General features: G+C 61.9%; 17 protein-coding genes. 12 read left to right on the plus strand and 5 right to left on the minus strand.

Annotated elements, in window-relative coordinates; genetic code table 11:
- Nucleotides 1-34: 34 nt before the first annotated feature.
- Nucleotides 35-1,222, minus strand: coding sequence for an aminotransferase class I/II-fold pyridoxal phosphate-dependent enzyme (locus tag A39O_RS0102880; RefSeq protein WP_020503217.1), 1,188 nt, complete (start codon nucleotides 1,220-1,222; stop codon nucleotides 35-37).
- A gap of 98 nt (nucleotides 1,223-1,320) precedes the next feature.
- Between A39O_RS0102880 and A39O_RS42485 the strand changes: the two genes are divergently transcribed.
- Complete coding sequence (locus A39O_RS42485; RefSeq protein WP_020503218.1) at nucleotides 1,321-2,244, plus strand: DUF1186 domain-containing protein; 924 nt, start codon at nucleotides 1,321-1,323, stop codon at nucleotides 2,242-2,244.
- A gap of 21 nt (nucleotides 2,245-2,265) precedes the next feature.
- On the opposite strand, the gene A39O_RS0102890 is transcribed toward A39O_RS42485, so the two are convergent.
- Nucleotides 2,266-2,460, minus strand: a complete 195-nt coding sequence (locus A39O_RS0102890; RefSeq protein ID WP_020503219.1) for a hypothetical protein — start codon at nucleotides 2,458-2,460, stop codon at nucleotides 2,266-2,268.
- Nucleotides 2,461-2,465: 5 nt separating this feature from the next.
- Between A39O_RS0102890 and A39O_RS0102895 the strand changes: the two genes are divergently transcribed.
- The 3 genes from A39O_RS0102895 to A39O_RS0102905 are packed head-to-tail and all read left to right on the plus strand — an operon-like array spanning nucleotide 2,466 to nucleotide 4,371.
- Nucleotides 2,466-3,278, plus strand: coding sequence for a Fic family protein (locus A39O_RS0102895; RefSeq protein WP_020503220.1), 813 nt, complete (start codon nucleotides 2,466-2,468; stop codon nucleotides 3,276-3,278).
- 46 nt (nucleotides 3,279-3,324) lie between these two features.
- Entirely contained in the window at nucleotides 3,325-4,083 is a 759-nt protein-coding gene (locus tag A39O_RS31720) for a Fic family protein (RefSeq protein ID WP_040526966.1), read from the plus strand.
- 33 nt (nucleotides 4,084-4,116) lie between these two features.
- Nucleotides 4,117-4,371 carry a DUF3150 domain-containing protein gene (locus A39O_RS0102905; protein ID WP_083924475.1) on the plus strand — a complete coding sequence of 85 codons (255 nt, stop codon included), beginning with the start codon at nucleotides 4,117-4,119 and terminating at the stop codon, nucleotides 4,369-4,371.
- Between the two features lie 190 nt (nucleotides 4,372-4,561).
- Here the strand turns inward: A39O_RS0102905 and A39O_RS36135 are convergent, their stop codons facing one another.
- Nucleotides 4,562-5,005 carry a helix-turn-helix domain-containing protein gene (locus A39O_RS36135; protein WP_020503223.1) on the minus strand — a complete coding sequence of 148 codons (444 nt, stop codon included), beginning with the start codon at nucleotides 5,003-5,005 and terminating at the stop codon, nucleotides 4,562-4,564.
- Nucleotides 5,006-5,160: 155 nt separating this feature from the next.
- Between A39O_RS36135 and A39O_RS0102915 the strand changes: the two genes are divergently transcribed.
- Nucleotides 5,161-5,415, plus strand: coding sequence for a helix-turn-helix domain-containing protein (locus A39O_RS0102915; protein ID WP_020503224.1), 255 nt, complete (start codon nucleotides 5,161-5,163; stop codon nucleotides 5,413-5,415).
- A gap of 80 nt (nucleotides 5,416-5,495) precedes the next feature.
- Complete coding sequence (locus tag A39O_RS0102920; RefSeq protein ID WP_281170044.1) at nucleotides 5,496-6,254, plus strand: replication initiation protein; 759 nt, start codon at nucleotides 5,496-5,498, stop codon at nucleotides 6,252-6,254.
- Nucleotides 6,255-6,742: 488 nt separating this feature from the next.
- Here the strand turns inward: A39O_RS0102920 and A39O_RS42035 are convergent, their stop codons facing one another.
- Nucleotides 6,743-6,886, minus strand: coding sequence for a hypothetical protein (locus A39O_RS42035; RefSeq protein WP_157639585.1), 144 nt, complete (start codon nucleotides 6,884-6,886; stop codon nucleotides 6,743-6,745).
- Between the two features lie 47 nt (nucleotides 6,887-6,933).
- A complete protein-coding gene (locus A39O_RS43435) occupies nucleotides 6,934-7,212 on the minus strand; it encodes a helix-turn-helix domain-containing protein (protein ID WP_407635622.1) in 279 nt (92 codons plus the stop codon).
- A 412-nt stretch (nucleotides 7,213-7,624) separates the two neighbouring features.
- On the opposite strand from A39O_RS43435, the gene mads2 reads away from it, so the two are divergent.
- The 6 genes from mads2 to A39O_RS0102960 form a co-directional block, all read left to right on the plus strand.
- A complete protein-coding gene (mads2, locus tag A39O_RS0102935; protein WP_020503227.1) occupies nucleotides 7,625-9,667 on the plus strand; it encodes a methylation-associated defense system DNA methyltransferase MAD2 in 2,043 nt (680 codons plus the stop codon).
- Nucleotides 9,664-11,031, plus strand: a complete 1,368-nt coding sequence (mads3, locus tag A39O_RS0102940; RefSeq protein ID WP_020503228.1) for a methylation-associated defense system AAA family ATPase MAD3 — start codon at nucleotides 9,664-9,666, stop codon at nucleotides 11,029-11,031. Before mads2 ends, mads3 begins: the two co-directional genes overlap by 4 nt.
- A complete protein-coding gene (locus tag A39O_RS0102945) occupies nucleotides 11,032-11,376 on the plus strand; it encodes a hypothetical protein (RefSeq protein ID WP_026199117.1) in 345 nt (114 codons plus the stop codon).
- Nucleotides 11,357-11,662: a hypothetical protein gene (locus tag A39O_RS0102950; RefSeq protein ID WP_026199118.1), complete on the plus strand. Its 306-nt coding sequence runs from the start codon at nucleotides 11,357-11,359 to the stop codon at nucleotides 11,660-11,662. Before A39O_RS0102945 ends, A39O_RS0102950 begins: the two co-directional genes overlap by 20 nt.
- A complete protein-coding gene (locus tag A39O_RS0102955; RefSeq protein WP_020503229.1) occupies nucleotides 11,659-11,859 on the plus strand; it encodes a hypothetical protein in 201 nt (66 codons plus the stop codon). Before A39O_RS0102950 ends, A39O_RS0102955 begins: the two co-directional genes overlap by 4 nt.
- Nucleotides 11,860-12,129: 270 nt before the next feature.
- On the plus strand, nucleotides 12,130-12,321 hold a 192-nt coding region (locus A39O_RS0102960; protein ID WP_020503230.1), incomplete at its 3' end, for an IS3 family transposase.

Genomic DNA, 12,321 nt, shown 5'->3' on the forward strand with positions numbered 1-12,321 from the left:
CCCGCCCCTACACAAAGGTCTGTCTGGATCCCGATCACAGTCGCGCCAGGGCATCGCCGATGCGCCGCACGCCCTCGTCGAGGTCCGCCGCCTCGCGCGTATAAGCGAAACGGACATGGCGATCGGCCGCGTGGGACCCGAAGTCGTGGCCGGGGGTCAGGGCGACCCCGGCCTCTTCGAGCAGACGGGAGGCCAGGGTCATGGAATCGAGCGTCACCCGCTCCGGCAGGCGGGCATAGAGATAGAAGGCGCCGGTCGGGGCCACCGGAATGCCGAAGCCGAGTTCGCGCAGCGCGGGCAACAGCCGGTCGCGCCGCTGCCGGAAGGCCAGTGCCCGCCCGTCCAGGATGGGGCGGGTGGCAGGCGCCAGGGCCGCCAGCGCAGCATACTGCGCCGGCGTATTGGCCGCGAGGAAGAGGTTCTGAGCCATGCGATCCATCACCGACACCGCGTCGGCGGGTCCGACCAACCAGCCCAGGCGCCAGCCCGTCATCCCGAAGTATTTCGAGAAGCTGTTGATCACATAAAGGTCCTCCGAGCCGAGCGCCAGCGCGGTCCGGTCGGGTGCCTCGTAGGTCAGGCCCTGGTAAATCTCATCGACGATGAAGGCCGCGCCACGCGCCCGGCAGAGTTCATGGAGACCGGCCATGACGGCGGGGTCGAGCGATGACCCGGTGGGATTGGACGGCGAGGCGACGACGACCGCGCGCACCCCCGGGACCCAAGCTGCGGCGGCCACGTCGATGGTCAGCTGATAGCTGGTCTGCGGCCCGACCGGGACCGCGACCGGCTCCACGCTCAGCAGTCGGAGCACCTGGCGGTAACAGGGATAGGATGGATCGCAAAGAAGCACCCGGTCGCCCGGCTCCAGGACCGCCTGAAAGACCAGTTGCAAGGCGCCCGAGGCACCGGGGGTGACCAGGATGCACGCCGGCTCGACCTGCACGCCGTAGCGTCCGGCGTAATAGCCGGCGAGGTCCTCGCGCAGCGCCGCGAGTCCGCGGGCCGGCGTGTAGCGCGTGTGCCCCTCGGCCAGAGCGCGCCGGCCGGCCTCGACGATGGGTTCGGGGGTGGGAAAATCGGGCTCGCCGACCTCCAGGTGGACGATGGAACGCCCCTGCGCCTCCAGTTCGGCCGCGCGCCCCAGGAGGCGCATCACGTGGAAAGGCTCGACGCGGCTGGCCAGGGGCGATAGACGGCTGGACACAAGGGTGTTGGTCATCGGTGAGAAATCGATCGAGCCGGCTCCGGGGCTTTCGGCAGAGGGGGAAGCCTGTATCATCGCCACTTGTGTCCGCTCTTCAACCCCCAAGAACTCACATGACCCCCGACGAGATTTTCGAGGCACTCGCCACCGCCGGCCCCGGCCGGTTCCCCCGTACGGCACTGATCGAGGCCGTTGAGCAGCAGCAGGCGGTTACACCCTTGTTGCTCGACGAACTGCGCCGACAGATTGACGCCGAGTTCGCGCCAGCCATCGCGACCAACGGCTATTGGCGTCACCACTTCGCGATTTACCTGCTGGCCTATTTCCGCGAGCCGGCGGCCTATCCGCTGTTCGTGCAGATGGGTGCCTTGCCCGGCGAGACCTTGTTCGATGCTATCGGCGACACGGTGGCCGAGAACTTCGGGTGCCAATTGGCTGCGGTATGCCACGGCGACACGCGCGGCATCGAGCGCCTGATCGAAGACCCCACGCTCAACGAGTACGTCCGAACCGCGGCCCTTAGCGCGCTGGAGATCCTCTTCGCCATCGGGGAGCTTGATCGTGACGCGCTGCAGAATCGCTTGGGTCGATTTGCGACACGCTGGCTGGACGCGGCGGAGGCCGAGGAGGAGCCTTCGGACGCGACTGCTTGGGTCTGGGCCACCCTGGTCTGGCTTGCCGCCCGCATCGACGCTCAAGAACTGGTCCCACTGATCGATCGAGCTTTCGAGCTCCAGCTGGTGGACGACTCCCTTGACGGGGGTGCGGAGCGCTTCGAGCGTGTCATGGCGGAGCACCGGAATCGCCCGAAGCCCTACGAACCATCGCATGAAGTCAGGCTGCCCGGACACCCGGTGGAGGAGTTGGAGCGCTGGTATTGCTTTCAGGCTCCAACGCAGCGGATACCCAAGAACTCAGACCGGCGCCCGGTCGTCCCCCAGGTGCCGGCACCGGCGCGGGCGGCTACGAAGGTGGGCCGCAACGAGCCTTGTCCTTGCGGTAGTGGCAAGAAGTACAAGAAATGCTGCGGTAACTGAGCGGCCCGAAGAGGCCCGAAACTACAACGAACACCTTGCGAAGTTGCAGGCCGCCTTCTTCTCGTTCCCACGCTCCAGCGTGGGAATGCCGTCCGGCCGCTCCAGCGGCCCGTGGCGCGACGCGACGGCTTCCGCGTCGCTACTTGCTCCAACGTTGGAGCGTGGGAGCCAGATGACACCCCGCAGGGTGAGCACGATCTTTTCAATAGCGATCATCGCGTATGAACATCAGCGAGCTGAAAGCCTTCGCCGGACTGGACCCGGACATCCGCGCGGCCCTGCTGGCCCAAATCCGGGATCTGTGGACCCATGGCTCCACGGCCATCGAGGGCAATACCCTGACGCTGGGCGAGATCAAGTTCGTCATCGAGGAAGGGCTCACGGTCTCGGGCAAACCGCTGAAGGACCATCAGGAGGTGATGGGGCACGCGCGCGCGATCGAGTTGATCTACCGCTGGCTGGATACGGGGTTCACGCAGGACCAACTGTTCGACCTGCACCGGGCCGTTCAGTCCGAGGTGATCCTGGACATTTTCAAACCCTTCGGGGCCTGGAAGCGGGAGCCCAACGGGACCTACGCGGTGACCGCGGACGGGCGTCAGACCTTCATCGAGTACGCCGCCCCGCGGGACGTGTCGGCACTGATGACCCTTTGGCTTGCTGAGCTGAATTGCTTGTCCCAGGGGAACCTGAGCGAGGCCGATGCCATCGCGGCCTATGCGCACCTGCACCTGGGTTTCGTGCATATACATCCGTTCTGGGACGGCAATGGGCGCATGGCGCGGTTGCTCTCCAATGTGCCGATGCTGCGTTCGGGCCACCTGCCGGTGGTGATCGCTGTGCAGAGCCGCAAGCGCTATATCGACACCCTGGCGGACTATCCGCTCGCCGCCGGTCAATTGAGCCCACCGGGCGGTGTCTGGCCGAGGCGGAGCCTGGAAGGCCCCTTTATCACCTTTTGCGAGGAGTCCTACTCCGGGACGCGTGCGCTGATCAACCAAGCCCGGCTCCAGCAAGCCAAGAGGGCTCAGTGATGGCGCATCTTTTTCCTGGCGATGAATCAACGGGACGCATCGAGTTATGACGGATAGCGACCGAATCTCTATGCTGAAGCGGCGCCTGGACGCCTTGCGCCCCTTATCCAAGGGGGCCTTGGAGTCGCTGGAGGCGTGGTATGAGGTGGAGCTGACCTACACCTCGAACGCGCTCGAAGGCAATACCCTGACGCGCCAGGAGACGGCACTGGTGCTGGGGCAGGGGATCACGGTCCGGGGCAAGCCGCTCAAGGACCATCTTGAGGCGATCGATCACCAGGACGCCTGGCGCTTGGTGCGGGAACTGGCGCAACGCGGGGCGCCGATCGTGGAGTACGACATCCGCCAGATTCACGCCTTGGTGCTCGGACGCAGCGACCGGGACGAGGCGGGCCGCTACAGTCAGCGCCAGCGCATGATCACCGGCTCCCTGGCGGTGCTCCCATCGCCGGCCGAGGTGCCGGCGCTGATGGGCGATTTCGCCCGCTGGCTGGCGGCGGCGCCGATGGATCCGGCAACGGCCGGTGAGGCTCACTATCGACTGGTCGCCATCCATCCGTTCACCGACGGCAATGGACGTACCGCACGCCTCTTGATGAATTTGATCCTGTTGCAGGCCGGATTCCCACCCATGGTGATTGCGCCGGAACAGCGGCCGGACTATGTGGACGCGCTGGAAACCCGTCATGTCAGCGGGGACACCGCTCCCTGGCAGGCCTTCATGACGGCGCGACTGATCGAGAGCCTGGAGCGTTATCTGGAGATCCTGGAGAAGGAGCAAGGTCCAGCGGGGGCGGGGGCATGATGGCGGTGCTCAAGGTTCGACAATAGCGAGGCCCTGCCCAACGGCCAAGCCGAGTCCTTGGCGGACACCCTGGCGACGGTGAAAGCCGCGTTTGATGCGCAGACCCAGCGCTTCCTGTCCGAGTACGACCAGGCCTTGGAGGCGTGGATCCCCAGCCTCCCGGCCTGGGATGCGCCGATCCGGCGGGCGATCGAGCCTGTTTGGCGCCGGAGAACACTCGGGCGACGCTGGCTCGTCTCGACGATGCCTGGTCACAATCCGGTCACACGATATCGCGAACTGGAGTGAATAATGCTGACTAACTGCCTGATTAAATTGGTGGAGCAGAGGGGGTCGAACCCCTGACCTCCGCATTGCGAATCCGACGCCCGCGAGCACGCAACTTACAAATCAATTAACTAGCGCATTCGGCCCCACCGGTGCGTGACATGAAAGGACAGCACCGGACAGGCTCGGACTCGCGTGCGTCACGAATCCGTCACGTGGTCCGATGCCCACGTAACGCGAGCAACACCACCAAATACCCCTCCCTGGTCAGCCCGTTCGGCGGCTGCAACGAGCGCAGCGCGCGCCACTCGATCGGGCGGATGTTCAAGCGTTCGCAAAGAAACGCGTCGCCGGCCAGGCTCGCGAGACCGACCGATGTCTTGCGATCTGCCAGGATGTGCTCACGGCTGATCTCCGTGCTCGCCAGCGTTTCGTCGCTTTCGCCTCCCATCAGCCAATGGGCACTGACACCCAGTGCTTGCGTCAAGGTGTCGAGCATCTCGATCGACGGCGCGCGCACGCCACGTTCCATGCCGCTGATGTGGGATTGGACCACCCCGCACCGGTGGGCCAGCTCGGTCTGGTTCAAGCCCGCGGCTTTGCGTGCCTGCTTCAACCGGGCACCGTTCAACACCACAACGTTGGTCTCGTTCATAGGCATAGCATGAACGAAAACGGTCCGTGCGGGAACGTGCGGAGTGACAAAGCCAGCGTCAAGCCTCGTGTTATCTCTGAGAGTAGTTTAGATTATCTATGTTTTCAAGGCGTCAGGCAACCAACACGGTCAGCTACAAGAACATGGTGTAGCGGATGATCACCGAGAACCTCAGTGACCAGGGCGCGGGTGTGATTGTCGGCGCCAATATTCGCGAACTCCGTCAGGCCCTCGGGTGGAGCCAGGTGACGCTTGGCCAGAAAGCCGGTCTGCGTCAGGGCTACATCTCCGCGATCGAGCGGGGGGAGCGGTGTCCGTCCCTGGAGCGGCTGTTCGACCTGGCGCGTGCGTTTCGCGTCGCGCCGTCGCGACTGGTGGTGATGCCCACGAGTCAGGGCGGGGCGGGGTAGGGCGTGGATACAGGACTCGCAATAGCCATGGAGGCTGAGCGACCAACGCGTTCGGCTAGGTTCACGAAGGAGCGATTGTTATCAAGTTATCGCAGCGCCGAGCACTCAACCTATTGCTGTATATGGCGCTACCGCATATGCCGCAGCGTACCCGTCATCAGGTCAGCCTTAATGCGCTGGCCTGGGCTATGACCGGCGATAGTCGCGCCTCTCCCAATCTCCGCACAATAATACCTGACATCGAAGCGATGATGCAGATCCTGGTCGAATGGGATGTTCTGGGGGAAGACGGCGGCGTAGAAGAGTGGGAAGGAATGACTATCGTATCCTGGGTTCGCATCAATCGCGCGGACGATATCGTCTACTACAGCTTCACTCCCGAATTCCAGGTGCGTGTTCAAAACAACGTCAGAGTGGCGGAAATCGCGCTCAAGCGACAATTGGCTTTCCGGTCGATTCATGCGCTAGCATTGTATGAGCATACGCGATATTACCTTGAAGACAAAGCCACACCATGGATTTCGGTCTCGTCATTGATGGCGATTATGGGGCTCAACAAGAATAAATATTATCAGGATTTCCGGAGGCTGTCGGAAAAGATAATCAGGCCCGCAGTGTCAAGTATCAACGACACGTCGGATATCGAGATTGTTGCGGAGGTACAGCGGAGAGACAAGGGTGAAGTCGTCGCTATCCGATTCTCAGTGGTACAAAAGGGGAGCATTGGAGATCACGCGAACGCAATGACGGATGGGGAGCGACTGATGTCGAGCGGGCCGGCTGACGCCGCGAACGAGGGTGAGCGTCCAGCAGCCGCTATGACCCAGAGGCAACAATAAGGCGAAGATGAAAGCCTGCCAAAAGACAATCTGACAGTGCGATTACGGCTAGCAGAATATGCTGTTCCGGAAGCGCGCGCGCTAGATCTGATGAGACAGAACAGTGCTGCATCGATTCTCTCGGCGCTGGCAGCAGCGGACAGTTGGCTGACGGAGTTAAGAGCGCAAGGGCGACCAGTCCGGAGCAAGACTGCGGTCGCCTATAAAGCGATTGCCGAGAACTGGGTCGGTGTGACGTCCATCGCCAGTGACATTCCCGAAACGGCCGAACCGGTCAGCGATCGCCCCCCTGCAAGACCTCCGAAAGCGCCGCGGGACCGGAAAGGAGTGTGGTGTGTTCAATATCTGGATCATCTGTCCGCAGACGACCGGCAAGCGACGCTGTTGGCGTTCGTTGACTACCTGGGCGATCCGCAGCGGGCCATCATCCGAGCGGCCTATCGCGCCCATGGGTTAGCGAGCCGCGCAGTTCTGGCAGAACTGCAAACCTACTTGGGGGCGATCGGAGTAACAGCCTCCAGAATCGCCCAATAGGTCTCGCCCCCCAAGACCTTCGATGACCGACTATTCTGCAACGTCTCTGCCGCCAATGTGGCGATGCGCGGGGACGTCTGCTTCGTGTTCTTCGCCATAACAAACTCCAAACTGCGTCAAGTTTTGTGTGGGCTCCGGAAAGGCACTACGACCGTACTGCCTTGAGCCGTCCGATCCTCGGTGCTTGCCGGAAGTGTTCGCAGCCGAGCGAATTGCACGACATTATTCCTGCCTTGAAAGTACCCTTCCGCAAGACCAGCCAGCGTCTCGATGTCGGATGCACCACGCCCGCTAGCCGTTCAAGGGCCTCGCGTTCGGGTGACTGGGTGCCTGCACGCCACTTGCTAATGGTGGCCGGCGACACGCCGACCATCGACGCCAATTGCACCTGAGTCAGGCGGCGAGATGCAAGGATCTGGCTCAGCCGATCCTTCTGAAAACCTTGGACTCTTTCGCCGGCGAAGTCCCTTCTTCGCGCCTCTTAACAGTCAAACGCTGGTCCTGGGCGGTGATCCGAACCTCCCGCAACCCACCCAACCAGAACAAAACCTGTCCGCGTCGAGTGACCGATGGGGTATGCTGACTGTCTCTGCGTACCCCGGCGGCACCTTCCTTTTTTGGGCCAGGCTGGGGAAGATCGCTGGCTTTCCGTCGACGAAATCGCCGCGGACTTGGGAACTTCAACAGACACTGTGTGCACCTGGGTGACGACCAAGGGATGCCTGGACACAAGGTCGGGCGGTTCTGGTAGTTCAAAAAGGAGGGCATGGACGTCTGGGTGCGCGAGGGCGGACCCGCCTCCGGTAGTGATGACTTTGACGACAAGGGGACGCGCAATGGCTAAGGCAGCCACCAGACAGGACCAAAACGCGGACGACGCCGATCCTGAAGATCAGGCGCCGGAGCGTGCCCTTGATGAGGGCAAGCTCTTCGACTACATCACCGGGAGGGCGGTCAAAGACAACGACAAGGAGCAGGTACGTCAGCGCATCGCCCGCGCCATCATCCATGAGTACGGCATCGCGGCCGAGGACATGGAGCCCGACTTCAAGGTTAAAGTCTCGGGCAAGAACCGCAAGCTGGACATCGCCGTCTTCCGGCCGGGGACTGAACACACCGCGGAGAATCTCTACCGCGCCGTGATCGTCGAGAAGGAGCTCAAGGTCGGCACCAAGGGTGCCTACCGGATGCGCGACCCGGACGAGGCGAGCAAGGAGTTCGCGGTGCTGGATGCCGTGATGTCCGAGGTCGCAAGCTGCAACTATGGCCTCTGGACCAACGGGCTGGAATTCTTCTTCTTCCAGAAGGAAGTCACCCGCTTCGATATCTGGTTCAAGCCCATTGGCGACTGGCCCATGGGTGACGACACCATCGGTACGCGCGAGGCTGCCTCGCTTGCGCGGATGCGCCCTGCCGACCCCGCGATGCTGCGCACCGCCTTCCGTCGCTGCCACAACTATATCCACGGCAACGAAGGCATGCCCAAGGATGCCGCCTTCTGGCAGTTCCTCTATCTCATCTTCTGTAAGATGTACGACGAACGCCGCCGCGGCGAACAGCGCGTCTTCTGGGCCGGGGCTGATGAGCCGTTCGACCCCGCGGGGCAAAAGGAGATCCGTCGGCGTATCGCACCGCTGTTCGAAGAGGTCAAGCGCGCCTATCCTGAATTGTTCAAGGGAAACGAAGAGATCACGCTGTCCGATCGAGCCCTGGCCTTCATCGTCTCGGAACTCTCACGCTACGACTTCGCGCGAACCGAGGTCGACGCCAAGGGCGCGGCCTATCAGGAGATTGTCGGCAACAACCTGCGCGGTGATCGGGGTCAATACTTCACCCCACGCGGCGCGATTCGCCTGGTGGTGCAAATCCTGGCACCGCAGGAAACCGAGACGGTACTCGACTCATCGTGCGGTACCGGTGGCTTCCTGGTTGAAGTGCTCAATCACCTGAACCGGACGTTTTACGCCGAAAAACAACTGAAGGCTGGTGACGAGAACACGCAAGAATTCATCTCCATCCGGGATCGCCTGGCCAATTACGCAACGCACAAGCTCTACGGTGCAGACTTCGACCCCTTCCTGGTGCGGGCCGCGCAGATGAATGTGATGATGGCGGGCAATGCGCTGGGCCAGTTGTACCACATGAATTCGCTGGAGTTCCCGCTCGGTCATCTACCCGGAGTCAAGGTGGCCAAGGATGAAATCCCGCTTGGGTCGATCGATCTCATCATGACCAATCCGCCCTTCGGCTCCGACATTCCTATCACCGAGAGGACTATCCTGGAGCAGTATGAGCTGGCTAGGCGTTGGGAGCGCCAGGGTGAGGGTTTTGTGATGACGCAAGCACTGAAGCCCGCGGTCTCGCCCGAGGTCTTGTTCATCGAGCGCTGTATCCAATGGCTCAAGCCCAAAGGCCGATTGGGGATCGTCCTGCCGGACGGCATACTCGGCAACCCCGGCGACGAATATATCCGTTACTGGATCCTGCGCCACTGCTGGGTCCTGGCCAGCATCGATCTGCCGGTGGAATGCTTCATCGTCGAGGCCAATGTCAACATCTTGACCAGCCTGCTCTTCCTCAAGAAGAAGCCGATCGAGGTCATTCAGGCTGAAGACCTGGGCAACAAGCAGGATTACCCCGTCTTCATGGCCGTGGCGGAAAAGGTTGGCTTCGACCGCCGGGGCAATACGCTCTACAAGCGCCAACCGGATGGGGACGAAATCCTCGTCGACGCGACCTTTGAGGAAAAGGTGCGCATCGGTGGTCGTCTTCACGTGCGCACCCTGCACCGTAAGACCCGCATTCTCGATGACGACTTGCCCGAGATCGCCCGGGCCTACGCCGAGTTCCGCACCAAGCACCCGGAGCCCGGCAAATGATCACGCGCCTTGAAGCGATCCGCTACCGCTGCTTTGAACGCCTGGCCATCGACTTGACGGATTTTCAGGTCATCGTCGGCGCCAACGGCGCAGGCAAGAGCACGCTGCTCGACTTGCCCTTCCTGGTCGGGGAACTGCTGCGTGCCGATACGATCGCCCTCATCTTTCTGGTCAAGCGCGGCGACAAGCCCGCCCGGGCCGCAACCCTGCGCGAGCTGATCTATGCCGGGCGGGGTGACGACTGCGCGATTGCCCTGGAGGCCAAGCTGCCCGACGCGATCCGCGATCAGTGGATTGAATCACTGGCCGTGCGCACCAATTCCAAGGGCGAGGCGGATGCACTACGCGCCACCCCGGCACGCTGGCCGACGCATATCCGCTACGAATTGCGCCTCGAGGTCGTCAACGAGCGTGACCTCCAGGTCCGGAATGAATATCTCTTCGTCTTCCCCGCGCAAGGGCGGCCGGACCAATCCGTTGATGGCCTTCTCGGTGAATCGAGCGCCGGCCAGACCGACTGGCATTTCATCCTGCGTCGTGAAGCCGGTGGCCCGGCCGTCTTCGAGACCGAGACCGAGACCGAGACCGACACCCAACCGGGTTCGCTGACGACTCGCGTCAAACCGAGCCTGCTCGCCATGCCGGCGGTCAAGTACAGCCCGGATAGCTATCCGGCCGCCTATTGGCTCTATGGCCTTTTGACCGCACGGAGTGTCTTTCTCGATCCGCAGTGGGACCGGCTCCGTGCGCCGAGTCCTCCCGGGCTGGAAAAGGGCGTCATTCCTTCGGCACTCAATCTGCCGTGGCTGGCGCTCGATCTGAAACTGGCCGGGCTGCCGGATGGAGCCAGCGCGGCCGAGCGCGCAGCCTATCGCAGTCAGGACTACTCGGATTGGGTGGATCATGTCAAGACCGCACTGGTGCCTGTGGCAGACATCGAGATCAAGGAACGTGAGGAAGACCATCACGCCTATTTCATTATTCGCTATGTCAGCGGCTACAGCGTCACCTCCAGCGGACTCTCGGATGGCACCCTGCGCATCCTGACCTTGACCTTGCTGCCCTACCTGCACAATCCACCGAAACTGCTCGTCACGGAAGAGCCGGAGAACGGCATCCATCCCCGAGCGATCGAGACGGTGCTGGAATCACTGTCATCCATGCCCGAATCCCAGATATGGATATCATCACACTCGCCGGTCCTCCTCGGCAGCATCGAACTCGAAGATCTGATTTGTGCGCGGCTCACGCCCAGCGGCGCGGTTGAATTGATCTGTGGGAAAGATCATCCACGGCTTGCTGAGTGGCGAAAGGACATCGATCCAGACCTGGGTGTGCTGCTTGCCGCTGAGGTACTCAACTAGATGCGCGACTGCATTTTCTATGTGGCAGACCAGAACATGGCGGAGACGTTCACAGGGTTTCTCAATCGGCCGCATTTTCATCGCAGCATCGGCTGCGGGGCCTTTCAATTTGACCCTCTCTTGGATATCGCACGGGCAAAAGGTAAGACGGACGGCGGGCTGTGGCGTCACGCGGGCTCCCTTTGCAAAGGGTATTTGAAGACCCATCACAAGCTGGTCGTCGCGCTTGACAGGGATTTCGGCGGTTCGCCCGGACAGACCCAGATCCGCAAAGAGATCGCGCAGCAGTTGCTGTCCGCCGGTTGGCAACAGAGCCAAATTCATCGTGCTCGTCATCGATCCTGAACTGGAGCAGTGGATATGGCAAGACAATATTCATGTCGAGTCTGCCCTCAAATACACCAGACCGCCGAGTCTGCGCGCCTTTCTCGCACAGACGGGTGATTGGCCGGCTGGCCAGGATAAGCCGACCGATCCGAAGGCAGCGTTTGAGAAGTGCGTCGTGCGACAGTTGCGCGGTAACCGCTCGTCCTCTCTGTATCGCAAGATCGCGGCCAACGTGTCGGTAACCAATTGCCGGGATGCCGAATTCCAGTCACTGCGGCAGCAACTCCAGGTCTGGTTTCCATGACTGCACTCACCGACTTAAAACGCTGGTGCCGGAAGGATGTGTTTCAGCAGGTCCAGAAGGAGAACAGGGTGAAAAAGTCGTCGGCGGTCTACCAGCGGATTGCGGCGGCCATACGGATCAATGCCTGCACCGATACCGAGTTTCAGCGGCTGGCCGCGCAGCTTCGCGCCTGGTTCCCGGCGGGGGTGGCGGCATGAGCTTCGCGAGTTTCAAGAACGCCCGGGTGGTGCGGTCGAGTTGGCTGGAAGAGGGCGGGCGGCGGCTCGATATGGCCGGTTTGGCCTGCTCAGAGGATGTCTTGCGCGTTGTTCCCGATGTATCCTGTATCCCGCCGGGGTATTTGTACGCCTTTCTCTCTAGTCGCTTCGGCGTTTCGTTGGTCGTTTCGGGCACTTATGGCGCTATAGTGGACCCTGAAAACCGGACAGTAATTTAAGCTCGCGTCGAACCAAAAGGGGCATATCATAATGGGCGAAGCGAAGCGCAAGACGTACACGGCATCCTTCAAGGCCAAAGTCGGCCTGGAGGCGATCCGCGGGGTCAAAACGACGAACGAGATCGGACAGGAGCATGGAGTCCATCCGGTCCAGGTGGGGCAGTGGAAAAAGGAGATCCTGGAGCAGGCCGGGACGCTGTTTGAAACCAAGCGTGGACGTCAG

It is taken from the genome of Lamprocystis purpurea DSM 4197, from assembly GCF_000379525.1.
In the GTDB taxonomy this organism is placed as follows: Bacteria; Pseudomonadota; Gammaproteobacteria; order Chromatiales; family Chromatiaceae; genus Thiodictyon; species Thiodictyon purpureum.